Genomic DNA, 26,014 nt, shown 5'->3' on the forward strand with positions numbered 1-26,014 from the left:
TGAGTATCCAGTATAATCATTGCAGCACTTCCCAATCTTCCAAAGCTACAGGCTCAGTTGGATCGTCATAACGGATCACAGTACCACGCAAAGGATAGGGATTTGATTCCGGGTGGTGGGGATGACGTTCTAAAACAATAACCTCAACAGCATCACCGACTTGAAAAGGCAAATCACTTAACGTTAGAGTACCATTCTCGGTTAAAGTCGTTTCTAAACGATGTGTTTTCATAACCAGACTCTCACTTAATTTTAGTATTGAGTTAAAATGAGGAAGGGAAAAAGTATGAATTTGCAAGAACTAAAGAACGAGGCATACAAATTATCGGTGAGCGATCGCCTATTATTAGTGGAAGCGATCGTTCAGTCACTAAGTCGTGAACTTAGACCGCTCTTACCAGTGCCGGAAGACATTGTGGAATAGATGAGGGGACTACACTAAGATTCATTATAAGTAGGTAGGCGTAAATAAACTGAACATCCAGAAACCCGGTTTCTCCAAGAAACCGGGTTTCTTGGGCCAGCAGTTTTACGTTTAATTATGCCCACTACTTAGAGGATACCGAAACTTCTGCTTAGCTATCACGCCGTAAGCCCCGCACCATAACTGTACTCAGTTTGGTGTCGGGATATAAGGCGATTAATTACGAAACGCCCCAATTACCAATATTAGCCGTAGGCTGATTCGGTAATTGGGGCAGTTGAGTAATTAATAATCTTTTATTTTATTTTGGCTTATCTTGGGATTCAACATATTTTTTGAGAGTTTCAACCGTAACACCTCCACAAGACGCTATGAAGTAAGAACCATTCCACAGAACATCTTTATAATAAAATTGATTAACTCTGTCAGGAAATTCTTTTCGTAAATAACGACTTGTGACTGTTTTTATATTGTTAATAAATTTTGGTAGTTCTGTTTGAGGTGTGTATTGAAATAACAGATGCACATGATCGGATTCTCCATTAAAATCTACTACCTTACTGTCCCACTTTAAAAGTAAGTCTTTCAGAATTTCGCCCAACCTATCAATCATCTGACCCGTCAAGACCCGCTTACGGTATTTTGTTGTTAACACTGTTAGGAGCTTTGAGGTCTGAAACTCCCCTGGCGCGCGAAATATAATCACTGTTCATGGTTGACTCTAACTTCTAAATACTTTATAGTAATAGATGTCAACACTAAATGCAACCAAGTAGATGACTCCCCTATGCCGCTTAACTATCAGTACCGCGCTTATCCAAACACCAAGCAAAAACTACAGCTAAATGATTGGTTAAGAATTTGTCGGTACTGGTACAACAAGCAGCTAGGCGACAGGTTCGACTGGTATCAGCATAATCGTACATCAATTAATTCTTGTCCGTTAATTTGTTCAATACCAATACTACGAGACAACCCCAGCTATTACTCACAGAAAAAACAACTGCCTGTGAGCAAGGAAGACTTGATAAAGGTAAGCTATTCTGGCGAACTACTAGACTTTACAAGTGTTCCATCTCAGACCTTACAGGATGTATCAAAGCGTGTAGAGTTGGCTTTTTCTCGCTTTATTGAAGGTGATTACAAAGGAAATCGTAGTGGTAAACCTCGTTTTAAAAATGCTGCACGTTATCGCACAATAAAAATTGAAGGTCAAGCCATTACTGTTGAGCGTGTTGAGCAAGAATGGCTATTCTTGTCATTTGCCAAGTTAAAAGGTTGGGTAAAGGTGCGTTTACATCGCCCATTACCTAATGGGTTTACATTAAAAAATGCGCTTTTGACAAACAAGGTGGATGGGTGGTACATCACCATTTGTTTGGAAGACCCTAATGTGCCTACTTTCACCCCTGAACAGATAATTCCCACTTGGGATAACACTCTCGGACTGGATGCGGTATTGCATGAAGATGATTATTTGGCAACATCAGAGAATACTAAATTACCTTCTTTGAAGTCTTTCAGGAAATCCGAGAAGCGACTAGCTTTAGTGTCTAACCGCAAGTCCACCAAAAAGAAGGGTAGCAAACAGCGCCGTAAGCTCATCTTACGGGAAGGGCGCGAATATCAACGTATAGCTAGAGCAAGGAAGGATCACGCATTTAAAACTGCTCATGCGTTGGTGCGTATTGGCAAAAAGGTCATTGTTCACGAAGATTTAAATTTATTGGCTTTGTCGAAACGGAACAAAGTTAAAAAAGATGAAGATGGCAAGTATTTACCAAACGGTCAATCAGCCAAGTCTGGGTTAAACAAGTCTTGGAATGATGCCGCATTTGGACAATTTTTCACAATCCTAGAATACATAGCTGAAAAAGCTGGGACTAGGATAATAGCAGTAAAACCTGCATACACATCTCAATTACTTGCCTATCGTGATGAATTTATCTTTACTGATTCCAATATTCGCAAATACTGGGACGAAAAAGAATCGCTTTGGGTCGATCGGGATGTTAACGCATCTATCAACGTAAAGCGCGTTGGGCTGGGACTGTTCCCAACGATAAAACGCCGTAAAGGGAATCCGGTAGTGGGTGATTCTACTACTAATAGTACCTCGAAGGAAGTTCTGGCAACATTGCGAAATGTACCAGAAGCCTACACCGTATTTGGTACTCCAAATCGGTGTAGGTAGTTCACTTAGCGATCGCAACCCTAAATCTAAAATCTAAAATTGGATCATGTCCCAAACAGTTTGGATCGCCCGCCACGGCAATCGCCTCGACTTCGTAAACCCCGACTGGTTCCTCAGCGCAGAACGCCCCTACGATCCTCCCCTTTCCGATGATGGCGTCATCCAAGCATATCAACTGGGGCAACGCCTCAAAGCAGAAAACATCGCCCATATCTTCGCTTCCCCCTTTCTGCGAACCGTGCAAACCGCCAACCAAGTCGCAGAAGCGCTGGATTTGCCCATCAAACTCGAACCGGGATTGAGCGAATGGTTAAATCCTAACTGGATGGAATCGAATCCAGAAAAACTCTCCCTGGCACAATTGCACGAGCAATTTCCTAGAATTGACCTCTCGCACGCACCTAGAGGCATTGCGGCTGAATACCCCGAAACAGGAGAAACAGCAATGCAACGATCGGGCGAAACCGCTAGACGCCTTGCAGATGAGTTTCCAGAAGGCATCCTGCTGGTGGGGCATGGCGCATCGGTGATCGGTACGACAATGGGATTGCTGGGTGTCACAACCGAACCGGAAATCAACGCGACCCTGTGCTGTTTGGTCAAAATCGTTCGTAACGATCGAGAATGGGTGATGGAACTCAACGGGGATACTTCTCATTTGAACCAAACAGAGAAAGTTATCCGGTTCCATTAAATCGATCGATTTATTTCTGGCAGGGGATATCGGCAGTAGCAAAACGGTTCTACGATCGTTTGGTTTGAGTAAGCAGAGTTGGGGATACCTCCGATTTGAGCGAGACTGAAAAAGTAATCCGTTTCCACTAGATTTATGACATTGTTACTGGCAGGCGATATCGGCGGCACGAAGACAATTCTGCGATTGGTTGAACAGCCAGCAGAGGGATCGATGTATAGCTTGGATGAGGCGACTTACTCCAGTCGCGACTATCCAGATTTAGTGCCCATAGTGCAGGAATTTCTTGGGGCGGCTACCGAGCATTTGGGCTATACACCCGTGCCGCAAAAGGCTTGTTTTGCGATCGCAGGCCCTGTTGTCAACAATACCGCAAAACTGACCAATCTAACTTGGTCACTCGACACCAAACGTTTGGAAACAGAACTCGGAATAGCATCCATCAGTCTCATCAACGACTTTGCCGCCGTTGGTTATGGCGTTTTGGGACTAGCCGAGTCAGACTTGCACACCTTGCAAATTGGCAAACCTCAGCCAGACGCCCCCATCGCCGTGATTGGTGCTGGTACGGGCTTGGGAGAAGGATTTTTAATCCCCCACGCAGATACCTATCAGGTTTTCGGTTCCGAAGGCGGACACGCTGATTTTGCGCCCCGCTCCGAATTAGAATTTCAGCTGTTAAAATACCTGCTCGATAAGCACGATATCCAGAGAGTTTCTGTCGAGCGAGTTGTTTCCGGTCAAGGAATTGTGGCGATTTACCAATTCTTAAGAGACAGACAATATTGCCATGAATCGCCAGAAGTCGGACAAATAATTAGAATTTGGGAACAAGAAGCTGGACAAAGTGAGAAGACTGTCGATCCAGCAGCTGTCATTTCCAAAGCTGCTTTAGCAAAAAGCGATCGCCTCTGCGAACAGACGATGGAAATGTTTGTAGAAGCCTACGGTGCAGAAGCAGGCAATCTCGCTCTTAAACTTCTACCTTATGGCGGTCTTTATATTGCTGGTGGTATCGCTGCAAAAAATTTACCGCTGATGCTGGAAGGAAGTTTTCTTCACGCTTTTACCAATAAAGGAAGAATGCGATCGCTACTCGAAAAAGTGCCAGTGCATATAATTTTGAATCCGCAAGTAGGGCTGATCGGTGCTGCCATTTCCGCTGCCAGATTGTAAAGCAAATAACGCGACAAACCTATGACTGCCTTTATCATAAACTTGAATCCCGTTATCAAACTAACCGACGATCAATTTTATCAAATTTGTCGTTCAAATCCTAATGTTAAATTTGAACGCAACGAGCTAGGAGAATTAATTGTTATGCCACCTACCGGAGGAGAAACTGGAAACCGTAATATTGAAATAGCAGGAGATTTTGTAATTTGGAATCGACAAACTAAGTTGGGGAAATTATTCGATTCTTCCACTTGTTTCAAACTGCCCAATGGGGCCGATCGCTCCCCCGATGTTTCTTGGATAAGACAAGATAGATGGGATGCACTTACACCCGAAGAAAGAGAGAAATTTCCGCCAATTGCACCGGATTTTGTTTTAGAGTTAATGTCACCGACTGATACTTTAAAAGAAACGCAAGCTAAAATGCAAGAATATATGGATAACGAAGTAAAACTCGGTTGGTTAATTAACCGAAAAACACGCCGAGTTGAAATTTATCGACAAGGACAAGCTGTAGAAGTGCTGGAATCTCCGACAGAATTATCGGGAGAAGATATCTTACCTGGTTTTGTCCTCAATTTGCAAATTGTCTGGGGATAAGGTGAAATTAAACATTAGCAATCGCCAAAACACTTATGACTGCCGTGATCGTAAACTTGAATCCAGTTATCAAACTAACCGACGACCAATTTTATCAACTTTGTCGGTCAAATCCTGATGTTAAATTGGAACGCAACGAGCTAGGAGAACTAATTGTTATGCCGCCTACAGGTGGAGAAACAGGAAAATGTAATTCAGAAATGAATGCTGATTTTGTTATTTGGAATCGACAAACTAAACTCGGTGAAGTATTCGATTCCTCAACTTGTTTCAAACTGCCCAATGGGGCCGATCGTTCCCCCGATGTTTCTTGGATAAGACAAGATAGATGGGATGCACTTACATCCGAAGAAAGAGAGAAATTTCCGCCGATTGCACCAGATTTTGTTTTAGAGTTAATGTCACCGACTGATACTTTAAAAGAAACGCAAGCTAAAATGCAAGAATATATGGAGAACGAAGTAAAACTCGGTTGGTTAATTAACCGAAAAACACGCCGAGTTGAAATTTATCGACAAGGACAAGCTGTAGAAGTGCTGGAATCTCCGACAGAATTATCAGGAGAAGATGTCTTACCTGGTTTTGTCCTCAATTTGCAAATTGTTTGGGGATAAGGTGAAATTAAACATTAGCAATCGCCAAAACACCTATGACTGCCGTGATCGTAAACTTGAATCCCGTTATCAAACTAACCGACGATCAATTTTATCAACTTTGTCGGTCAAATCCCGATGTTAAATTGGAACGCAACGAGCTAGGAGAATTAATTGTTATGCCGCCTACAGGTGGAGAAACTGGAAGATGTAATGCTGGAATTATTGTTGATTTCGGAATTTGGAATCGCCAAACTAAACTCGGTGAAGTATTCGATTCCTCAACTTGTTTCAAACTACCGAACGGGGCCGATCGCTCCCCCGATGTTTCTTGGATAAGACAAGATAGATGGGATGCACTTACATCCGAAGAAAGAGAGAAATTTCCGCCGATTGCACCGGATTTTGTTTTAGAGTTAATGTCACCGACTGATACTTTAAAAGAAACGCAAGCTAAAATGCAAGAATATATGGAGAACGAAGTAAAACTCGGTTGGTTAATTAACCGAAAAACACGCAGAGTTGAAATTTATCGACAAGGACAAGGTGTAGAAGTGCTGGAATCTCCGACAGAATTATCGGGAGAAGATGTCTTACCTGGTTTTGTCCTCAATATGCAAATTGTCTGGGGATAGAGTTATCACTAATATTCCCAAGTCATTCCCATGAAACTTTCATCGAACTAAACCTCTTGCATAAATAAAACTTATATTTTTCATAAAAATCTATATCTAGAATATCTTATCCTAACCAGTACCTTTACTATTGACTAATAAGTCATTTTGCGCTCTCTTGCAATAATTGCCTAACTGTAGAACAATGCCATTTATCTAAAGTCCGGTAAAATCTAAAACTTCGTGCAATCCAACTTACTCAAGTTAAACGCTTCTCCAAAAGCAGAATCTTCCGAAGATGGGGCTGAACTCCCATTTACCCTTCAGCAATTGAAATCTGCGATTCCCCCCGAATGTTTTCAGCCATCCGCCTGGAAATCACTTTCCTACTTTTTTCTGGATGTATCTGTAATTAGCCTTCTCTATGCAGTGGCTCATTACCTGGACTCGTTGTGGTTCTGGCCAGTATTCTGGCTGATGCAAGGAACCATGTTTTGGGCATTGTTTGTGGTGGGACACGACTGCGGTCACGGTTCCTTTTCTAAAAGCAAATCGCTGAATAATTGGATTGGGCATTTAGCTCATACTCCCATACTCGTTCCTTTTCACGGCTGGCGCATCAGCCACAGAACTCACCATCAAAATACTGGCAATATCGATACCGATGAAAGCTGGTGTCCCGTCACGGAAAGCAAATATCGGCAGATGCCTTGGTATGAAAAGCTGTTCCGCTTTCAGGTGTTGCTGATTGCCTATCCGCTATATCTGTTCAAGCGTTCTCCTGGAAAGAAAGGCTCACACTTTCTTCCTAATAGTCCTCTTTTTCGACCCACAGAAAAATGGGATGTAATCACCAGCACTGTATGCTGGACATTAATGGTAGGCTTTTTGGGCTGGTTAACCTATCAATATGGCTGGTTGTTTCTGCTGAAATACTATTTCGGCCCTTATGTGGTTTTTGTAGTGTGGCTGGATTTGGTAACTTTTCTGCACCACACAGAATCGGATATCCCCTGGTATCGCGGCAAAGACTGGTATTTTCTTAAAGGTGCCTTGTCTACCATTGACCGCGATTATGGGTTGATCAATAATATTCACCACAATATCGGCACTCATGTAGCTCACCACCTGTTTCTGACCATTCCCCACTACCATTTGAAGACAGCTACTGAGGCGCTAAAACCGATTTTGGGGGATTACTATCGAGAATCTGGCGAGTCAATCCTGCGTTCTTTTGTGCGATCGTATCTTAGCTGCCATTTTGTTTCAGATACGGGCGGAATCGTTTACTACCGCTCAAAACAAGGTCTGAAAAAAGTTTAAGCTTCCACAGCTGATACTGCTTCTCTGGATTGAGCTTCAATTCGTCCTGCTTAGAACAGCAAAAGACCTACAAACAGGCCAATCTCGCTATGCTATTAGATTGGATGTAAGACGTTAGTTATATTTGTCTGAAAATTGCGTCTATGGCTGGACACAGTAAGTGGGCGAACATCAAGCGACAGAAGGCAAGAGTGGATGCTGTCAAGGGTAAGATTTTCGCCAAAATTTCGCGGCAAATGATCGTGGCTGCACGCACGGGGCTGCCAGACCCGGAGGCGAATTTTCAGCTGCGTACCGCGATCGACAAGGCGAAAGCAGCTGGAATTCCCAACGAGAACATCTCTAGAGCGATCGCAAAAGGTGCTGGTAAACTCGGCGCTGGCGATACTTGGTCAGCTATCCGTTACGAGGGTTATGGCCCCGGCGGCGTCGCGATCGTTATAGAAGCGCTGACAGATAATCGCAATCGCACAGCAGCCGAACTGCGAGAAGCTTTGAGCAAATACGGCGGCAATCTCGGTGAAACCGGCTGCGTTGGCTGGATGTTTGAGCAAAAAGGCGTTTGCATTATCAGCGGTTCGGTTGATGAAGATGCCCTGTTGGAGGCATCCCTCGAAGGTGGGGCCGAGTCCTACGAGTTGACGACAGATGAGGAGGAAGGTGAGGGTGCAGAGGTGTTTACCGATGTCGCCAACCTAGAAAACCTCAGCAAAACCTTAAAAGAAAAGGGTTTTGCAGTCAGCGAGTCAGAATTGCGTTGGATTCCCGGCAATACGCTGGAAGTTACAGATCCAATCCAGGCCCGATCGCTCCTAAAATTAATGGATGCCTTGGAAGAGTTGGATGATGTGCAAAACGTCACGGCTAACTTCGAGATGACAGATGAGTTGATGTCGCTGAGTATGGTTTAAGACTGCTTATGCCCCACTGCAATTGCAGCGGGGCTTTCCGATCCAGGACTTTTCGCGATCTTACAGCGATTCCCGCTGTAATGAAGTACATTTTAAGTAGGGGCTCCGCATTCCGGCAGATGATTTATTGGTAATCAGCAAAGATGAAATACCGGAATCCTTCGCCCTTCCCCTTCGCATACTGTACCTCTTAACAGCGGGAACCGCTGTAATGATAAAGACCGATATCTTTAGCTTATGGGTAATTATTAGGATTCTCGGTCAGCAAACCTTCAGTCTGGGCAATGTTGAGCAGGCGAATATCAGCCGAAACAAACACCAGTTGGATGTCTGGAGTTTGCGCGAAACCAGATTGGACTTGCAATGCTGACGCCAATTGCACCGCATCATAGGCGCGTAGGGGATATTGCATCACCAATTGACCCGCAGTTTCAAGTAAAGCGGGATCGACTGCCGTGACTTGATACTGAGTATTCAAGTCATCGCGAAACGTTTGTATAGCTTGGGCAACCTCGTTGGCACTCAGACTGCCTTCCCTTTGACGACGAGCGAGTGCGCTGAGGACTTCCACCCAGGTGATGCGGACTGCGAACAATAAATTTCCCACCTGGGGATCTGCGATCGCACTAATCCAAACAGTACCCGTTTCAGGCACGTAGCGTTTCACTAAAGCGCTGCTGTCTAGAAAGTACGCATTTACCACTAGCGGCGATCCTCAATAATGATTTCTGAGAGCGGCTTGCCCGGTCTTCCCTTCAGTTTTTCCATAAATTCACGCCGTTCTTCTTCCGAAACAGACTTGATACTAGGATCGTGCGGAGCCATAGTCAACTTTCCTTGGTCAACCATCGCCTGAAGTGCCTCTTCTACCTCATTTTTTGGCCTTCCCGGCGAGATTTCCGGCACAATTCGCAGCCGCACGGTTTGACCCTCGCTCAAAGACACGGGATTTACAGGCCGCAAAACTCCGTTTTCGTACAAGGCGGTGATAATTTCGGTCATAGTGGCTCTTTCCGCAGCAAGTAATTCAGGGGGCGTTAGCTTTAGCCTAACCCACCCTACTAGCTTGAAAGCGATCGCTCCCTAGCGTCACAATAAAAATAGCTATATATTCCTTAACAATTTCACAAATTCTCTTTAAAATGGCGCTGCAACAGCTAACTCAAACCGTACCGACACCGCAACTAGACTACGACTGCGACATAGCCATTGTAGGCGGCGGCATTGTGGGGCTCACACTCGCCTGTGCCTTAAAGGATTCTGGGCTGAGAATAGCCTTGATGGAAGCGAAACCCCAGTCTGTGGCGGCAGCTAAAGGACAAGCTTATAACGTTTCCCTGCTTTCCGAACGCATTTTCCAGGGTATTGGCGTTTGGGATAAAATTCTTCCTCAAGTTATCCCATATCGTCACATTCGCCTATCCGATGCGGATCATTCCGGTATCGTGCAATTTTACCCCACCGATTTAGGCATGACAGGCAAGATGCCTGTCCCACAAAATGCACTCGGTTATGTCGCAGAACATCAAGTATTGCTAGATAGCTTGCAGGAGTTATTGCAAGATTGCCCGAATGTATCTTGGTTGTGTCCCGCAGAAGTGGTGAAAGTTGAATATCAAGCCGACGGTGTGGAATTAGAAATTATTCAATCCAAAATCCAAAATCCAAAATCTAAAATCCGCACCCGCTTGCTAGTGGGTGCAGATGGTGCTAAGTCGGGCATCCGTGAGTCAGCTGGTATCCCCACTCGCGGTTGGCAATATTGGCAATCTTGTGTTGTAGCAACGATTAAACCGGAGAAATCCCACAACAACACGGCTTTTGAACGCTTCTGGCCTAGTGGCCCAATGGGGGTTTTGCCGCTGCCAGATAATCGGTGTCGCGTTGTGTGGACTGCACCCCATGAGGAAGCGCAAGCTTTAAGCGAACTGGATGAAAAGGAATTTATCGAGAAACTGGAACACCGCACTGGCGGACTGTTGGGGCGTTTGGAGTTGGAGGGGTCGCGGTTTGTGTTTAACGTACAGTTGATGCAGAGCGATCGCTACACCCTCCCCAGACTAGCTTTGATTGGCGATGCCGCCCACTGCTGCCATCCCGTCGGCGGACAAGGCATAAACATGGGCATCCGAGATGCAGCTGCCCTTGCCGAAGTTTTGCAATCTGCCCACCAACTAGGCGAAGATATCGGCAACATCCAAGTCCTAAAACGCTACGAACGTTGGCGCAAACAGGAAAACCTGGCAATTTTAGGATTCACCGATTTTTTAGATCGAATGTTTTCTAATAATTGGTTGCCAGTAGTAGTGATTCGCCGACTCGGTTTGTGGATGCTGCAAAATATCCCTCCCCTCAAAACCTATGCCCTGCAATTTATGACTGGTCTAAGGGGGCGTCCTCCGCAACTCGCTTCGCGCTGTTGAAAAAGACCTCTGGTTGAAAAGGAGGCGAATCAGTGCGATCGTCATTTGGCAGAACAATTTGATTATTATTCGGCACGACTGATGACAAATTCTTTGCCGCTTGAATGATATCAGACGGCAACATAATTATCGTCGTCGTGTTATTTTCAGTTCCAATTTCCGATAGCATTTGCAAACGCCGCAATTCTAAAGCAGCCGGATAAGCCGAAATGTTTCGCGATGCTTCTGCTAACTTAATCGAAGCTTCTTGTTCGGCAGCAGCTTTAATTATCCGAGCCCGTTTTTCCCGAATCGCTTCTGCCTCCTTCGCCATCGCCCGTTGCATATTGGGGGGAATTTCTACATCTTTCATTTCCACCCGTTCAATCACAACCCCCCAAGGCTCGGTGATTTCATCGACAATTTCTTGTACTTTGGTATTAATCTTATCGCGATTTTGCAAAACATCATCCAGGATATTTTGACCCACCACATTGCGTAAAGTCGTCAACGCTGTTTGATAAACAGCCATCTCGTAACTCTGTACCTTATTAATAGCCTTCATCGGGTCAAGAATTCGGTAATAGAGTACAGCATTAACTCGAATCGTAACGCTATCAGCAGTGACAGTTTCTTGCGGTTCGATATTCACAGTTTTGGTGCGAATATCCACCTGATTTTTTTGATCGACAAAGGGAATAATCCAGTACATACCTGGCCCCATTACCCCTTTACTTCTGCCCAGGCGAAAGATGACGCCGCGCTGATATTCGCGGTCTAGTTTAAGCCCAGAAAGGATTAGATAAGCGAGGAATGCTAAAGCGGCTATTGTTTGTCCCATTTTTGGTCTAGCCAAATTCGGATAATTTTATTTTAGCGCTCATATCATGTCCTTATCCATCGGTTATCTAAAAAAATCGTGTGATTATTCTTATCTGCGTTCATCTGCGTTCATCTGTCTTCATCTGCGGTAAAAATTTAACCAACGATGACCACAGACAATTTGACGATATCATACCAAATCAGCAACGATTACCCCCTTTATGTCTCTAGGCTGTAGAGACGTTTCATGAAACGTCTCTACAATGTTTAGGTCAAAAATTCTCATGGGGTAACAAACCCGGATTTGGTATCACTCATGTCCCGTCTATTGCCCATGATCAAACTTTTCAGCTATGTTGTTGCGCTTCAGCGCTCTTTAAGATAGCGCTGAAGCGCAACAACATATCCAATATTTAATTTACCGCGAACAAATCTACTTTTCTACAAAGGTTAAGTCAAGTAAGTCGGCTTGAAAAACAATTTTGCTGTTTCGCTGTACCAGAAGTTCGCTAAGCCGTACTTCTTCAGAATCGCGAATTACTACGCGATCGTTCTCATTGCGAGAGAGAATTTTTGAGCTATCAATTAGCCAATCTTCTAAGTTTCCGCGAAAGCCGCCATCTACAGCCTTTAAGTAATCAATGCAACGACGGAACAACTTGGGAAGAATTAACTGTCCCTTGGGGCTAATATCATCTGCATCTTCCAAGGCAAACTCGCTGGTTGTATCCTTTTGCCAAATACCAAGATTCTTTTCCCGCGCCTCTAAGGCCACTTTCCGCAGTAGCTGACGATGAGCAAACGGTGTAGAAGTATAAACCGTGTAGTAGGCAGACCCTGTAGAAAGCATATTGAAGTTTGCTGTCTTTTCTAATAGTTTTTCGTCAACCATTACCCACTTTTCATCATCAAAACCGTCCTTTCCAAGCAATACATAAGAAATAGGGCGACCGTTAGCATCAGCTGCCTTTGTAAGAATAGCTCCTAGTATAGTATTTGGCTTAGAATCTAGTACTTCGTTCTTTTTATATTCGATGCTTTTAAAACCGATCCAGTCTAAGAGGCGATCGCGTGCTTCTTTTCCCAAAGGCTGAGCTGCCTTGCCATAATGGGTTTCGGGTGCATCTATTGCCTCAAGTCGCAGCTGCACGCTGCCGTCGCGAGAAGGCTTGATGCGATAAGCACGGTGAAGAGATTCATAAAGCTTTGGATTATCTGCAACAAAGCGGATAGAATCTCCATCGGGTTGCTTGCCAATAATCGCAAAGTTACCTCGAATCAAGCGATAAAAAGGTGATGACATAGTGAAATCTCCATAAATTAGATTTTCTTTCCCAGTACCCAGTCTCTAGTCTACAGTCCCCAATCCCTTTGATTCTGATGTTGCCACAATAATTTCAACCTCTGGCTTTTTTTGTTTGCCATCGAGTAAAGCACTGACAGTCATATCTCCCATTACATTAAGGGCAGTGCGACAGCGATCGAGAAACCAGTCTACTGTTATCAATAAAGCAATATACTCTGTCGGCAAACCAACCGAACTAAACACCAGCGTCATCGTTACCAATCCCGCATTGGGAATGCCAGCTGCACCTACAGAAGCAACGATCGAAGTTAGCACAATAATTAACTGCTGCCCAAGGGCAAGATGTTGACCAAGCACTTGGGCAATAAACAAAGCAGCCATTGCTTCATAAAGGGCAGTCCCGTCGTTGTTGAAGTTGCTGCCGACTAATGCCCCCAGGGAAGCGGAAGATTCCCGCAAACCAATTTTTTCCTGCAAAACCCGAAAAGTGATCGGCATTGTCACTGTTGAAGAAGAGGTGGAGAATGCTGTTAGGAAAGCATCCGATCCACCCATCAAGAAGCGTCGCGGACTCACCCAAGAACCGAATTGTATCCTGATTAAGTAGTAGCAGGCTTGCAAAAATAGCGCCACCAAGACGGCGATAATGAATACACCAAGGGATTTAAATGGTGAGAAACCTTGCAGGGCAACGGTTTTGGCAACGATGCCGAAAACTGCCAGCGGCACTAAGGCAATTACCCATTCCAAAATGCGTACAACTGCATCGAATAAAGTGGTGATTACCTGCTCAAGCGGCAAGTAATCTGTTCTATTTTGGGCAATTTGCTCTGCTTTAAAGGCACGCAAGACAATCCCAAAACTGAGGGCGATGATGATGATTTGGATGACGTTGTTTTCAACTAATGGCTGGAGAATAGAACCAGGTACGCTATTTTGAAGTAGTGACCAAGGGTCGAGTTTAGTAACGCTTTCGGTTGCGCCTGCTGGGACTTTAATCTGACCCCATCTGCCCGGTTGCAAGATGTTGGCAACTAAAAGACCAATTAAAATGGCTGCAACGGTATTGGTTAAAAGCAGAATTAACAAACGGCGTCCTGCTGTGCCGGGAATGCTGGCTGTGAGGAAGGTATGCAGTACTGCTAGCAAAATCAGCGGTGTGGCGAGGGCGCGTAAAACCTTTAGCACCAAGTCGCAGGGAACTGCCAGGTTGTTAATTAGGGCGATGTTTGCTGGATCTGGTTTACCGGCACCCAGTAATACCCCGATCGCTACTGCTAGGATGAGTGCGATCGCAATCTGCACGTAGAGCGGGATTCGCTGCCACATCGGGCTGGCTTGGCTTGGGGCCTCAATCATTCTTAGTGTTCCAACTTTTTAGCGATGTTTTCATCCTACAGCTAACTCATGCTTCGGCACTCTTCAAGTAACTGGAGGCATCGCTGCCATCATCTCTGCGGTTCTCTTGGGTCTATACCTGCTGACAGTAGAACAACTGCCAACCAAATTTAGCCCCACCACAATTCAATTGTGGGTTTGTGCGATCGCTACCCTAGCCATCTTCCCCGTGCTTCTGTTCACTCAAGATCGGCTTTTCCCCTATTCGGTGAAGGGGTGGCTTTTCGTCATTTCCCTCCCCCTCATCTGCCAAGTTTTAGGTCACGGACTTTTGACCTATAGCCTTGCCCGGTTGTCCTCAGCGGTTGTCTCTTTGGTACATTTGTTAGAGCCAGTATTTGGCAGCATTTTTGCTTGGGCAATATTTTGGGAAAGGTTAAGTTTCTCGAATTGGGTAGGTTTTGCCGTAGTTCTAATCGGTCTATACCTAGCCGTATCGAGCCAAGCTGCTGTTCATCTCTCACAAAACACCGTCGAGAGCGGGTAGCCATCAGAGTTGGAAGTTTCAACTTTAGCACTGAGAAAGACTTAGCTTAAAGAATCAACACAACTATTGCCAGCACATTAGTCCAAAATTATGACAGCCAAACTGGAATTACCACAGCAACCGTTATCCACAACACCAGCCTGGATAGCAACTGCTTCATTATTTGCCAGCCTAATCCCCCTATCTTTAGCACCAATCCTCGTCAAATTGTGCGAACAAGAAATAGGTTCAAATGCCGTAGCATTTCATCGTGGCTGGATCGCTACCATCGTCTTTGGGTTGTTGAGCGGACTTGAGGCTTTGGACCGCCAAAAATCTGATAACCAACCCGTAGAACAGAAGCCTTTTACGAGACGAGAATTGGGGCTATTGGTAGCATTGGGAACTTTCGGAGCGACCTCCCTCCTCCTGTGGTCTTTGTCGCTGACTCAAACTAATGTTGCCAACGTTACGTTACTTTGCGGTTTGAAGCCAGTGTTTGTCGGTTTGGGGGGGTGGTTGTTATTAGGTCGGCGCTATAATAGCAGATTCATCATTGGCATGGTCATGGCACTGGGGGGAGCGATCGCTATTGGATTGGATGACGCGCAGTTCGCCACCGATCAAGTACAAGGCAATGCCATCGCCTTACTATCCGGGATTTGTTTTGCTGCGTATCTGATACTGCTAGAACTACTGCGAGCCCGATTTACCACGGCAACCCTAATGCTGTGGCGCTGCGCCTTCACGACTATGTTTGCGTTGCCCATCCTCGCACTCAGCGAAGAAAGATTGTTTCCCCATTCCTGGATGGGGTGGTTTTTCGTAATTTTCCAAGCCCTCTTTTGCCAAGTGGTGGGTCAGGGGCTTTTGGCTTACAGCCTCAGCAGGCTGTCGTCAGGGTTCGTCGCCGTCACGCTTCTTTTCGAGCCAGTCCTTGCCTCAATCCTCGCTTGGGTAATTTTTTCTGAACGCTTGGGTTTCGTTGACTGGGTGGCGTTTGCCGTAGTTTTAGTGGGTATTTATATAGCTCAATCCAGTCAATCTGCCGTTAAGACAATGAGCGAAGGAGTACAAGCCGCTACATAAAACTTACTTTGGCTTGACGGTAAGCTTTTTTGTTGGGAAATATCGAGCCATCACTCAACAATCTTTCTGTTTTTGTGACTTCGACTTCCGTACAATCTGGCAGAAAATACGGTAATTATTTCTAGTATATCACTAGCAAAATCTTCTTCAAAGGCAACATCTTCAGTGCGATTAATTATTATAGCTAGGGACTAGGGGCTAGCTATAATATGAGTAAGTTTGAGTAGCTTCAGGTAAATATTTGTGAACTGATTTCAGCCCCATGACCTAGAGTTTAGACTAGATTCCGGTGCTAAACTCTTTTTCAGTAAAAAAGGGGTCAAGGCTTGCGGATTTGGTATTTTGATTGATATTACTTTTTGTATATGTCGGGGAATTGTGTTTGGAGTTGATTAAGCTTCGGCAAGTCATTCACCACCACATAGGGATAATTCGGATGGCGATCGATAAAGTTCTGATGGTATTCCTCAGCTGCATAAAAACCGTTCAAGGGAACTATTTGGGTCACTATAGGCTTTTGGAAGATGTGCGCTTTGTTCAGTCGATCGATATAACCAAGCGCGACCCGCTTCTGCTCATCGTTGGCAAAAAATATAGCCGAACGATATTGTGTGCCCATGTCCGGGCCCTGTTGGTTCAACTGTGTAGGGTCGTGCGCCACCAAAAAGTAGATCTTCAAAAGCTGCTCATAGGATATCTGTGAAGGATCGTAGGTGATTTTCACTGACTCAGCGTGTCCAGTCTCTCCAGAACTGACCATTTCGTAGTCCGCAGTAGTTGCACTGCCACCGGAAAAGCCAGAGACGACATCAGAGACGCCTTTGAGATGCTCAAAAACCGCTTCTATTCCCCAAAAGCATCCTCCAGCAAAAACAGCTGTCTGTTTTTGCGGCGCTGTAGAAGTTGGGATATTAGTGGCGGGATCGGGAAGTGTTGCACGGGACACACTGTACAAGAGTGTAACAGCGGCTATCGAAATAATGGACAAGCTCTGTACTAGGTGGCGTCTTTCGGTGAAACTTCTTCTTAGCATAGGATTGTGAACTCTGAGGGTTATTTACATAGTACTTAGTTTTTAGGTTAAACCTTAGTTCTGGAGTTAAGACTATCGCACCGCAATAGTCTTAACTCCAGTAAATAAAAATAATATTGCATAATATGCCTACAGCGTCGCACCTTTGGCGACGCCATAAGTACATAACTCTCGACTATTTGACTTCAGCTGCACTAGGACGATCGACACCGCTTCTAAAAACCTACATAAATCTGTAAATCAAACGATTCGGTCTATGTTTCGCCTAGATCAAGTGCTATAAGCTTCCTGATTGCTCAGGTTGGCCTGATCTTCCCAGTTAGAGACTGCCAAGATTTAGCAGAGGAGTTGAAATATTTGGTTTTTTGATGATTAGTTTGAGCAAGAGTGTTTCTGTGGTTTTCAGGCCAAGTAAGCTTTAACAACCCGCACTAATCAAGCGTTTCTCAAGCTTATCACGATTGTTGCTCTCTTTGTCAAAATCTGAAAAAATCTAGAATTATCTAGATTTTTAGGCTACTGTTTAAAACCAGAATTTTCTGCACCAGTCGAATTTACCCCAGGATTACTTGTATCGCTCGGATTTACACTGGGATCGCTTGCACCAGTCGAATTTAGCCCAGGATTACTTGTATCGCTCGGATTTACCGTTGGATTAGCGGCTCCAGTTGGATTTACGCCAGAAGATGCCCGTAAAATGCGATTATCTAGCCTGCGAGCGACATCGCCCAACTGTACCGCTGGCACCTTACCCTTGGGATACATAATACCTGTGAACGCGCCCACATTGCTGCGACGAAAAGCGGCTACATCTAGACGTAAGGGTTGCCCTTGCATTGAAACCGATACAGTCATGCCAGTAGAAGCATCGGCAAGGTTATTAAGATCTGGCATACCACCGTACTCCAGAATCTCAATTCCCTGAGATGCTTTTAGTGCTTCTCGATATTGGCTCATCAGTTGTTGCTGATACTCTGGTTCTTGGATTTGCTTGAGAGTAGCATCAAAGTTGGCTCGATCGGGCTGCTCGTTCAGATCCCCAGTAAAACCGAAGACTATTTGGAAGTTCTCTGGATTGATGTAAGCAAAGAATTTATTTGGCTTCATTCCCGCTTGAGTTAGCTGTTCTCTAAGAGTTTCAAATTTAGTGCTAATCTCAGCTGCTACCTCCGGTGGAAGTTCCCTAAACCCAGCTGGCAGATCTTCCAACATCAAGGCAGAATTTGCCGAAGTCTGTTGTTGGGTAGCGCTGGAGGGAACCGGATCGGCAGCAAATACGGGGAGAAGAAAGCCGCCAGTCCATGTTGTACCAGTCAACAGACACAAGGTTATTGCTAATTTTTTGAGCATTTGAGTTTTAGTAAGGACGTTCCTACTAAGGATAGCGTCTTCCTCTTGCCTGTCATCCCGATTTTGGTTTTTGCTCTAGCTCATCCGAAACAAGTATTTGTGGTGTTGAAGGCGCAAGCTCGCTCCCGCAATGTCTTATTCCAGAAAAAAACCTATCCGTAGAATCACCCTAAAATCTAAAATTATTCTACCAGCCAGATCTGGCAAACCATATCAGCAGCAAAGATGCCAAACTAAGGGCTATAAATTGCAAAGCAATTGTTTCCATTAGCCACTTAATTGTTAAGATTGTCTTCATAAACTCCTCCTCACCTAAATCATTAGCTAGAACATACACTAGCCTCCCCAATATGGCCAATCTGTATACAAAGGCTTGCGATCCATATTGGTAGGAATGTGTGACAATATTTGTCCTATAGAGTGATTTATATCACTCAATAGTTCCTTTGAGATTGTTGAGAAAAATTAGTGTTAGCCTTTCACCGTGGCTCTAAATCTGCCAGCGTACTTAGGCCGATCGGTGCATTCAATTTAGCTTTACAGAAACGACAAGGCGCACTAACCCAAATAATATAGCATAACGGCATTGGAACTCCGAAAGAGCCGGACAGTATTGAGCTATTCCCCACTCAGCACGGCATCCGAAGCACTCCCCACTCCCCACTCAGCACTATAGCAAACAAAAACGTCCGAGGCGTCCCGGACGTTCCTGTAAGGTTAAACATCACCAGCTTCGATAAACGCTGATAGTCCTGCCTTATTACCGTTAGATCTTCTGGGAGTTACCTCCGAACACTTGGTTTTTCAGCACTTTGACTTCTTCACCCAATTCCTGGCGATTCGACGCCTTAAGTAAATAGCGCCAAACAAACCAACCTGAGTATCCGATACCTACAAGTTCAAAGAAGGGCGATAGCAGCGGCACATCGTCAAGGGCATCCAGCACCGCCAGCGTTACCTTGACAGTAACAAAGCCACCCGCGATCAATCCAATGGTGATCAGAGGTTTTTGGTATTCGCCAAAAAAATCGCCCAGGTAATCTGGCAGCTTAGACAGATATGAAAGAAACTGATCCCAGTACTCCTGCCACTGAGCCGAAGCCTCGTCTGCAGGGGGGAGTTTCGCCAAAAATGCGGAATCGGTTTCTTGGACGGTGACCTCTATTTTAGGAGTGTCTGTCTGTGGGAATCGGGGTTCCATAGTTTCCATGTTGTTATCTCGATAAGTGCAACCTTGGTTATGTTAGCTAGGAGGCGACCCTGCTTGCAGCAGAACTTTAAGTAGCTTTGCAAAACAATTTTTGTTATTTGGGGTACTTTTTGACCCTAAACAACAGCTGTGTCCGTTGCTATGGCAATGGCCTTACAATCCTAGTTAACGTCACAATAGCCTGTTGCAGCGTCCTTCTTAAGGATTAGTCCACGATCGCATTGTCGATCGCATTCTTCTCAAAGAGGTAAACTGGCGATCGAAAAAAAGCGAAGGGGAAGTGCGTGTGTGGTTGTACAGTCTGGGCATTCCGCCATAGCTCTCGGCAGCAATCTCGGCGATTCCCGTGCCATTCTGGAGTCTGCCCTCAAAATACTAGCCCAAACTACCGGAATTAGCCTGCAAGCCCAGTCCGGCTGGTATCAAACTAAAGCTGTCGGGCCACCTCAACCAGATTACTTGAATGGCTGTGCCCTACTGCAAACCCAGATGAGTCCGCCGCAATTGTTAGAGACGCTACTGGGGATTGAAGCCAAGTTTGGTCGCCTCCGCCGCGAACGCTGGGGGCCAAGAACATTAGATCTTGACTTATTGTTATTTGATGACATAATCCTCGACACTCCTACTCTCCAGCTACCCCACCCCTGCATGAGGGAACGAGCCTTTGTACTGGTGCCTTTGGCGGAAATTGCCCCAGCTTGGATCGAGCCAGTTTCGGGAATGGCGATCGCAGAACTCCTTCGCGCTGTAAACTGTTCTGGTGTCCGCCGATTAATGCCTGCGGATTGAATGTGAATTCAATTCCATAATCCAAAATCCCAAATCTAAAATCGACTATGGCATCGGGTCAAGAACCACCAGAACTGCTCAAACAACGTCTGCTCTACCAGGGTCGCAAATTTAACTTTGAAGTCAGCCATCTACGCCTTCCCAACAAGGCTGAGGGCGACTGGGAGTGTATTCGTCACCCAGGTGGTGCCCTCGCCGTGCCAGTGACCGCAGAGGGCAAGCTGGTGCTATTGCGGCAGTATCGCTTCGCCGCAGAAGGGCGTCTGTTGGAGTTCCCAGCCGGAACTATTGAGCCAAATGAAGATCCAGCCCAGACTATTAAGCGCGAAATTGAGGAAGAAACTGGCTATCGCGCCCACAAATGGCAAAAATTAGGACAATTCTTCCTTTGTCCCGGTTATTCCAATGAAATTATCTATGCCTTTCTCGCTCAAGATTTAGAACTGCTGAAAACGCCTCCCGAACAAGATATTGACGAAGACATAGAAACAGTTTTGATGACTCCCCAGGAATTGGAAAAGGCGATTTTGGCTGGAGAACCAGTAGACGCCAAATCTATTTCTAGCTTTTTCTTAGCTCGTCCCTTTCTATCTTAGTGGTCAGTGGTCAATGGTCAGTGGTCAGTGGTCAGTGGTCAGTGGTCAGTGGTCATTAGAAGGAGTAGAAAGAGGGAGTTATCAAGATAATCGACCCTTTGTGAAAATAGCGAGAGGTTCTTTAAACGAAACACAACATTAATTGAGACGAGCTTATTGCCGAAAACTATTAACTGCTGAACAAGTATAGCAACCGCTCTCGTCGATTAGGGCAGTAGGGGCGAAGCATTCGGACATATAATTTATTGGTTAAAACCTTATATTTACTACCCGAATGCTAATGCCTCCGGCACGCTTCGCGAACGCCCCTAGCCCCTAGCCCCCTCCCCAGATTTATGGCTTAACCGACGAAAGCGGTTGCTATAACTATACTCAAACAAATGATTAATGACTTAGCGCCTCAATTAAAAGCATACATCAAATCAATCCACAACATCCCAAACAAGTAATCACAACTGACAATTGACAATAGACCACTGACCACTGACAATGACCAATGACTAAATTATATGTCTGATTTAATTCTCTTTTGGCATCGTCGCGATTTACGCATTTCGGATAATATAGGACTTGCCGCCGCACAGCAGCAAAGCCAAAAAGTAGTAGGCGTTTTCTGCCTCGATCGCAACATCCTTCGTAGGGATGATGTTGCACCGGCAAGAGTTACTTATATGATTGGTTGTTTGCAGTCACTCCAGCAGCGTTATGCTGAAGCTGGTAGCCAGTTATCGATCCTGGATGACGAACCCAGCAAAGCAATACCAACTTTGGCAGCGGCTCTTAATGCTAAGGCAGTATTCTGGAATTGGGATGTAGAACCTTACTCGAAAGAGCGCGATCGCACTGTCACCGAAGCCCTGAAGGCGAAAGGCATTCAAGTCCAAAACTTCTGGGATCAGTTATTGCACGCCCCACAAGAAATTCGCACCGGGTCCGATCGGCCCTACACCGTTTACACTCCCTTTTGGAAAAACTGGATTAGCAAACCTAAAAATGAGCCAGTAAAGATATTTCAAAATCAGATAAATTTAACAGAAGTCGAACAAGAAGCAGCGCGAAATGCGGGTGCAATTCAATTGCCTACAGCCAAAGATTTAGGATTTATTTGGGAGAATGAATTGCTGTTGTCACCAGGCGAAAAAGCAGCACAAGAAAGACTGGAAGAATTTTGCGATCGAGATATTTTTCAATATCAAGAACAGCGCAACTTTCCATCCGTTGACGGAACATCCAGGCTAAGTGCAGCACTGAAATTTGGTGCGATCGGCATTCGTACAGTTTGGGATCGTGCTATGCAGGCAATGAAACAAAGCCCCAGTGAAGAAGCACAAGCAAATATCCGAACATGGCAACAAGAATTAGCGTGGCGAGAATTTTATCAACACGCAATGTATTGGTTTCCCGAATTAGCTTTATGTGCTTTTCGCGAAGTCTTTAAAACCTTTCCTTACGACAACAACCCTGAATATTTCCAAGCTTGGTGTGAAGGCAAAACCGGCTATCCAATTGTCGATGCAGCCATGCGCCAGATGAACGAAACTGGCTGGATGCACAACCGCTGTCGCATGATTGTTGCCAGTTTTCTTACCAAAGATTTGCTTATAGATCCCCGTCTGGGAGAAAAATATTTTATGCAGAACTTATATGATTGGGATCTTTCTGCTAATAATGGCGGTTGGCAATGGAGTGCTTCCAGCGGGATGGACCCCAAACCAGTGCGTATATTTAATCCGGCTTCTCAAGCGCAGAAATTCGATCCAAAAGCAGAATATATTAGAAAATGGGTGCCAGAATTGCGATCGGGCCATACAGAATCCTTGGTAACAGGAAAAATTCCACCTTTAGAACGCGCCGACCTTGGCTATCCTCAACCTATAGTAGATCACAATAAACAGCAACAAGAATTCAAAAATCGATATAGCCAGCAGAAAGCCGCTCGGTGAACGAAGAAACCGGGTTGATGTTTATGCAAGTGGGGGGAATTTTTAGGAGTGCGATCGCCAGTCCCTATGATGATACGATCGCAGAATGCTACTTGACTAACTTTTAATATTTTATGCGAACAGATTTGCTTACTCAAGCTACCGGGGATCTTCTGAGGGAGGATGCCAGCCTGCCTGAACCCATAGCGCACGGGCTTCTTGGATAGAACGTTCTCCTCTATAACGTTCGTCGTTGAGGTCAAGACGCTCACAAGTGGCTCGACCGATGGGAGTTGTGCCGACAATCTTTGTGCCATCTGCGTTCCAGATGAAGTGGTCAGACCACTGCTGTTGACGGGGATTAAATAAGGGCAGAATTGCTGAGGTTTCCACATCCCGACCCACAATGAAGTTATAACGACGCTGGTTACAGCGGCTGCAAGCTAGAGCTAGGTTATCAGAATTGTCAGAGCCATTTAGAGAACGCGGCTGAATGTGATCGATGGTGAAACGAGAGGTGCTGATTTTTTCTGGAGAGTGGCAATATTCGCACAGGTAGCCTGCGCGTTTCCGCACGAGTTGCCTTGTCAATTCATTAATAGTCATTGCTGGGCAACCAAGAGTGAATTGAGGTAGGTAAAGATGCGGTCTAGTTCCCTTATGGCATTGAGTTCTGCCTCTTCTTCTAGGGTCAGCGAACCTGTCTTGTTCTTTTCTAGCAGGTCTTCGAGGTGAAATTGTAACTCGTCGGTAAATTTGAAAAGTCGAAGGTTATCAACTTTCTCAACTTTAATGCCCGTTTCCAGCAAGGACTGTGGGCTAATCACTACTTCGATCATGACTTTGCTACTCCAGTACAAAGCACTAGCTTAACCCTAGTCAATTCTGATCGGCCACCATTTTTTACTAATATTTTATTAGGAAGGAATTGGGGACTCTTAAGAGAAGAATTGGCATCGCTTCTCTTAAGACTCCCCAAAAAGAACTGTTTCTGCCCGTGGTAAGTATGGATTGCCGCTAAAGATCTAGTTCAATATTTCCTAGTTCTTTGCGAATTCGTAGCATACCAATACCTTGAATTAAGACCAGTTTCAATTCAGGATCGGACTCTGATAAAATCCATTGAGGTTGCCACTGGGAGGATGGTATAATACCATATTTTTCAGGTATTGTCACGCCATGATGGGCGTACAAGCAAAATCCGTCTGTAAACTGAATTGCTGGCTGTGCGTCTGCGTGAAGGAGTCGTTGATTATCAAAACTGAGTTTTGAGGGCCGATCGCACACAAAGCAAGTTTTTCTCCAGGGGAAAATCCAGCCACACTCCCTGACTAGGGACTCAAGCGCTTCCCATTTCGCGGGTGGGTATTCCCAGCCGAGGGCAGAAATATAAAAGTCAAACAAACCACCATGACTTGCCCACATCTCCGGTTGAATGCAGTTATCATTTTGGCTTCCTAGTTGATTCCTCAGCTCGACCCACAGGGATTTCCCCACTTGGAATCCGAGTTGGCCCGCTAGCAGACCCCACAGTTGCCGCTTCAGATAGTCGATCGCTTCGCTTGAGAGTCGATCTTCCAGTTCGTTCCTCAGTTGGCTTCCCTGTTGAATCCCCAGTTCCTTTTCTATTTTGCCCCTCAAGAGACTTCCCAAGAAACTGGCCAGCAGGTTCTTTGGTTGTCTCAAAGCTGCGTGGGGACTATCAAAAAAAACAATTTCCGGTTCTGCCAAACCGATCGCAGCGTAAACAGCTTTGACTGCTTGCGCTGCACGCTCCCGATCGATCCGCTCGGTCGAGAGTGCATACGCTCGCCACTTTTCGCGGATTGGCGGAATCTCAGATTTTTGGGAGAGAGTAAGTTGTTCGATCGATGTTTTCAAAATCCTGCCATCCCACTCTTTTTCTCTGGTATCTCTTTATTTCCAGTGTAAAGTGGTGGATATTGGCGCTGGGGGATTGCGATCGGCCTCAAATGGCACTAGCTGCTTATCTATAAGTTAATTTATCAGCAATATTTTTCTATGATATATTTTCTTTCTGGTTACGGTTTGTCGGCATAGCAAGATGCGGACAGTCGTGGGATTTAACTGCCCCCGCTCCAAGTTAAATAACAACGATCGCACTAGCCAGTACCGAACAAACCCAATAGGTAAATAGCATATAAGTTTTACGATCCGCCAAGATTGAGCGATAAACAACAATCCGCGCCGCAATACTCAAGCTGATTACTGCTAGGACAACATCGCACAGATATACATTCCAGCTATTCCCCGCTGGCATCATCAATATAATATGAGTCACCAATGGCAACAGTCCAAAACCGAGACTCAGCACAACTCGACTTGCTGTTTCTCCAAATGCAATTGGGAATGTGTTTCGGCCTATAGCGCGATCGCCTTCAATATCCCGCAGATCCTGAACAGCAGCAAGCATTAGCCAGACAGATGCTAACACTGCAATCCACTGCCAAGCAACAGGAGTAATTGGCGTAACCAGTTGCCAAGCAGCCGCAAGTTGGGCAAATGCGCCTACTCCCATGAAGAGATTTTTAGTAAACCAGTGCTTAGATCCACTACTCATGTTGTGTAGTATAATACAGGCTTGCCATAGCAGCGCCCACTCCAAAACTCCAAACCACCATCCAAAGAGCGTAAATAGCACCATACTTACAACCCACCTTACCTTTGCTCCCTGAAGCGAGACCACTTCTTTCACCAGTGGACGATGGGGTTTATTGATCCGATCCTCTTCAACGCCAACAATTTGGTTCGACACGCAAAACGGCACAATGTATAGCAAAAAATAAACTATGCCGCGTCCCATTACCAGAACAAAGTCGAGTACATCAGTTGGATGAGTTTTCCACGCCGCCACCATAAATAACAGCCCTGGTATAATTGACGCTGAAATATCGCCCCCGATGAATTGCCAACTCAAATGTGCTTCGCGCCGGAAACTGCGGTAGAAGCGGGTAATGAAAGCTCGCACTGTAGATAGCACCTTTATTTTCACGGACAACTTTTTTTCCTCAAACCACTAATACACAAAATTGGATATGGACTTGCGCCCTGCAATTACTCGGTCAATTTGTCTTCGTCTGT

Annotated in this window: 28 protein-coding genes and 2 pseudogenes; 15 read left to right on the plus strand and 15 right to left on the minus strand. The window is 45.3% G+C overall.

Annotated elements, in window-relative coordinates; translation table 11 throughout:
* Window positions 1-16 precede the first annotated feature (16 nt).
* Window positions 17-232 (minus strand): hypothetical protein, encoded by a 216-nt coding sequence (locus tag LAY41_RS20000; protein WP_249101954.1) that lies wholly within the window; start codon window positions 230-232, stop codon window positions 17-19.
* A gap of 54 nt (window positions 233-286) precedes the next feature.
* Here LAY41_RS20000 and LAY41_RS20005 point away from each other — a divergent pair, with 54 nt between their 5' ends.
* Window positions 287-424, plus strand: coding sequence for a hypothetical protein (locus LAY41_RS20005; protein WP_249101956.1), 138 nt, complete (start codon window positions 287-289; stop codon window positions 422-424).
* A 301-nt stretch (window positions 425-725) separates the two neighbouring features.
* On the opposite strand, the pseudogene tnpA reads toward LAY41_RS20005, so the two are convergent.
* Window positions 726-1,137 (minus strand): annotated as a pseudogene (gene tnpA, locus LAY41_RS20010) (IS200/IS605 family transposase).
* A 74-nt stretch (window positions 1,138-1,211) separates the two neighbouring features.
* Here tnpA and LAY41_RS20015 point away from each other — a divergent pair.
* The 8 genes from LAY41_RS20015 to LAY41_RS20050 all read left to right on the plus strand — a co-directional run bounded on the left by LAY41_RS20015 (window position 1,212) and on the right by LAY41_RS20050 (window position 8,529).
* Window positions 1,212-2,618 carry an RNA-guided endonuclease InsQ/TnpB family protein gene (locus tag LAY41_RS20015; RefSeq protein ID WP_249101958.1) on the plus strand — a complete coding sequence of 469 codons (1,407 nt, stop codon included), beginning with the start codon at window positions 1,212-1,214 and terminating at the stop codon, window positions 2,616-2,618.
* Window positions 2,619-2,664: 46 nt separating this feature from the next.
* Complete coding sequence (locus LAY41_RS20020) at window positions 2,665-3,312, plus strand: histidine phosphatase family protein (protein WP_249101960.1); 648 nt, start codon at window positions 2,665-2,667, stop codon at window positions 3,310-3,312.
* Between the two features lie 135 nt (window positions 3,313-3,447).
* The gene (locus LAY41_RS20025; RefSeq protein WP_249101962.1) at window positions 3,448-4,488 is read left to right on the plus strand and encodes a glucokinase; all 1,041 of its coding nucleotides are present in this window, start codon (window positions 3,448-3,450) and stop codon (window positions 4,486-4,488) included.
* 21 nt (window positions 4,489-4,509) lie between these two features.
* On the plus strand, window positions 4,510-5,088 hold the full coding sequence (locus LAY41_RS20030; protein ID WP_249101965.1) for a Uma2 family endonuclease: 579 nt from the start codon (window positions 4,510-4,512) through the stop codon (window positions 5,086-5,088).
* Window positions 5,089-5,123: 35 nt separating this feature from the next.
* Window positions 5,124-5,702 (plus strand): Uma2 family endonuclease, encoded by a 579-nt coding sequence (locus LAY41_RS20035; protein WP_249101968.1) that lies wholly within the window; start codon window positions 5,124-5,126, stop codon window positions 5,700-5,702.
* Window positions 5,703-5,737: 35 nt separating this feature from the next.
* Window positions 5,738-6,316, plus strand: a complete 579-nt coding sequence (locus LAY41_RS20040) for a Uma2 family endonuclease (RefSeq protein WP_249101970.1) — start codon at window positions 5,738-5,740, stop codon at window positions 6,314-6,316.
* 222 nt (window positions 6,317-6,538) lie between these two features.
* On the plus strand, window positions 6,539-7,618 hold the full coding sequence (locus LAY41_RS20045; RefSeq protein WP_249101973.1) for a DUF3474 domain-containing protein: 1,080 nt from the start codon (window positions 6,539-6,541) through the stop codon (window positions 7,616-7,618).
* A 143-nt stretch (window positions 7,619-7,761) separates the two neighbouring features.
* Window positions 7,762-8,529: a YebC/PmpR family DNA-binding transcriptional regulator gene (locus tag LAY41_RS20050; protein ID WP_249101976.1), complete on the plus strand. Its 768-nt coding sequence runs from the start codon at window positions 7,762-7,764 to the stop codon at window positions 8,527-8,529.
* Between the two features lie 235 nt (window positions 8,530-8,764).
* On the opposite strand, the gene LAY41_RS20055 is transcribed toward LAY41_RS20050, so the two are convergent.
* Together LAY41_RS20055 and LAY41_RS20060 are read right to left on the minus strand one after the other, a co-directional pair.
* Window positions 8,765-9,232 (minus strand): type II toxin-antitoxin system VapC family toxin, encoded by a 468-nt coding sequence (locus LAY41_RS20055; RefSeq protein WP_249101979.1) that lies wholly within the window; start codon window positions 9,230-9,232, stop codon window positions 8,765-8,767.
* Complete coding sequence (locus LAY41_RS20060) at window positions 9,232-9,531, minus strand: antitoxin family protein (RefSeq protein ID WP_249101981.1); 300 nt, start codon at window positions 9,529-9,531, stop codon at window positions 9,232-9,234. Before LAY41_RS20060 ends, LAY41_RS20055 begins: the two co-directional genes overlap by 1 nt.
* Window positions 9,532-9,671: 140 nt before the next feature.
* Between LAY41_RS20060 and LAY41_RS20065 the strand changes: the two genes are divergently transcribed.
* The gene (locus tag LAY41_RS20065) at window positions 9,672-10,952 is read left to right on the plus strand and encodes an FAD-dependent hydroxylase (protein ID WP_249101984.1); all 1,281 of its coding nucleotides are present in this window, start codon (window positions 9,672-9,674) and stop codon (window positions 10,950-10,952) included.
* Here LAY41_RS20065 and LAY41_RS20070 read toward each other — a convergent pair.
* The 3 genes from LAY41_RS20070 to LAY41_RS20080 form a co-directional block, all read right to left on the minus strand.
* Window positions 10,903-11,772: a slipin family protein gene (locus tag LAY41_RS20070; protein WP_249101986.1), complete on the minus strand. Its 870-nt coding sequence runs from the start codon at window positions 11,770-11,772 to the stop codon at window positions 10,903-10,905. The genes LAY41_RS20065 and LAY41_RS20070 overlap by 50 nt on opposite strands.
* Window positions 11,773-12,186: 414 nt before the next feature.
* A complete protein-coding gene (locus LAY41_RS20075; protein WP_249101988.1) occupies window positions 12,187-13,056 on the minus strand; it encodes a thermonuclease family protein in 870 nt (289 codons plus the stop codon).
* Between the two features lie 45 nt (window positions 13,057-13,101).
* Window positions 13,102-14,418 carry a dicarboxylate/amino acid:cation symporter gene (locus LAY41_RS20080; RefSeq protein ID WP_249101990.1) on the minus strand — a complete coding sequence of 439 codons (1,317 nt, stop codon included), beginning with the start codon at window positions 14,416-14,418 and terminating at the stop codon, window positions 13,102-13,104.
* Between the two features lie 79 nt (window positions 14,419-14,497).
* Here LAY41_RS20080 and LAY41_RS20085 point away from each other — a divergent pair, with 79 nt between their 5' ends.
* Entirely contained in the window at window positions 14,498-14,944 is a 447-nt protein-coding gene (locus tag LAY41_RS20085; RefSeq protein ID WP_338023030.1) for a DMT family transporter, read from the plus strand.
* A gap of 90 nt (window positions 14,945-15,034) precedes the next feature.
* Window positions 15,035-16,012, plus strand: coding sequence for a DMT family transporter (locus tag LAY41_RS20090; protein ID WP_249101994.1), 978 nt, complete (start codon window positions 15,035-15,037; stop codon window positions 16,010-16,012).
* Between the two features lie 50 nt (window positions 16,013-16,062).
* Here LAY41_RS20090 and LAY41_RS20095 read toward each other — a convergent pair.
* The 4 genes and pseudogenes from LAY41_RS20095 to LAY41_RS20110 all read right to left on the minus strand — a co-directional run.
* Window positions 16,063-16,194 (minus strand): annotated as a pseudogene (locus tag LAY41_RS20095) (IS607 family transposase); the annotation flags it as partial.
* 170 nt (window positions 16,195-16,364) lie between these two features.
* Window positions 16,365-16,958, minus strand: coding sequence for a peptide-methionine (S)-S-oxide reductase MsrA (gene msrA / locus LAY41_RS20100; RefSeq protein ID WP_249101996.1), 594 nt, complete (start codon window positions 16,956-16,958; stop codon window positions 16,365-16,367).
* A 603-nt stretch (window positions 16,959-17,561) separates the two neighbouring features.
* Window positions 17,562-18,395 carry a hypothetical protein gene (locus tag LAY41_RS20105; RefSeq protein WP_249101998.1) on the minus strand — a complete coding sequence of 278 codons (834 nt, stop codon included), beginning with the start codon at window positions 18,393-18,395 and terminating at the stop codon, window positions 17,562-17,564.
* A gap of 766 nt (window positions 18,396-19,161) precedes the next feature.
* Window positions 19,162-19,605 (minus strand): CAAD domain-containing protein, encoded by a 444-nt coding sequence (locus LAY41_RS20110; protein WP_249102000.1) that lies wholly within the window; start codon window positions 19,603-19,605, stop codon window positions 19,162-19,164.
* A gap of 288 nt (window positions 19,606-19,893) precedes the next feature.
* Here LAY41_RS20110 and folK point away from each other — a divergent pair, with 288 nt between their 5' ends.
* From folK to LAY41_RS20125, 3 genes are all read left to right on the plus strand, one after another.
* Complete coding sequence (gene folK / locus LAY41_RS20115; protein ID WP_249102003.1) at window positions 19,894-20,394, plus strand: 2-amino-4-hydroxy-6-hydroxymethyldihydropteridine diphosphokinase; 501 nt, start codon at window positions 19,894-19,896, stop codon at window positions 20,392-20,394.
* A 47-nt stretch (window positions 20,395-20,441) separates the two neighbouring features.
* Window positions 20,442-20,990, plus strand: coding sequence for an NUDIX hydrolase (locus tag LAY41_RS20120; protein WP_249102005.1), 549 nt, complete (start codon window positions 20,442-20,444; stop codon window positions 20,988-20,990).
* A gap of 509 nt (window positions 20,991-21,499) precedes the next feature.
* Entirely contained in the window at window positions 21,500-22,933 is a 1,434-nt protein-coding gene (locus tag LAY41_RS20125) for a cryptochrome/photolyase family protein (RefSeq protein WP_249102007.1), read from the plus strand.
* Between the two features lie 138 nt (window positions 22,934-23,071).
* Here the strand turns inward: LAY41_RS20125 and LAY41_RS20130 are convergent, their stop codons facing one another.
* From LAY41_RS20130 to LAY41_RS20145, 4 genes are all read right to left on the minus strand, one after another.
* Window positions 23,072-23,518 (minus strand): HNH endonuclease signature motif containing protein, encoded by a 447-nt coding sequence (locus LAY41_RS20130; RefSeq protein WP_249102009.1) that lies wholly within the window; start codon window positions 23,516-23,518, stop codon window positions 23,072-23,074.
* The gene (locus LAY41_RS20135) at window positions 23,515-23,751 is read right to left on the minus strand and encodes a hypothetical protein (protein WP_249102011.1); all 237 of its coding nucleotides are present in this window, start codon (window positions 23,749-23,751) and stop codon (window positions 23,515-23,517) included. The genes LAY41_RS20130 and LAY41_RS20135 overlap by 4 nt, the downstream gene beginning before the upstream one ends.
* A gap of 178 nt (window positions 23,752-23,929) precedes the next feature.
* Window positions 23,930-24,793: a DUF6745 domain-containing protein gene (locus LAY41_RS20140; RefSeq protein ID WP_249102013.1), complete on the minus strand. Its 864-nt coding sequence runs from the start codon at window positions 24,791-24,793 to the stop codon at window positions 23,930-23,932.
* Window positions 24,794-25,016: 223 nt separating this feature from the next.
* Window positions 25,017-25,925 (minus strand): UbiA family prenyltransferase, encoded by a 909-nt coding sequence (locus tag LAY41_RS20145; protein ID WP_249102196.1) that lies wholly within the window; start codon window positions 25,923-25,925, stop codon window positions 25,017-25,019.
* Between the last annotated feature and the right edge of the window lie 89 nt (window positions 25,926-26,014).

The sequence above is a fragment of the Argonema galeatum A003/A1 genome (genome assembly GCF_023333595.1).
Lineage (GTDB): Bacteria > Cyanobacteriota > Cyanobacteriia > Cyanobacteriales > Aerosakkonemataceae > Argonema > Argonema galeatum.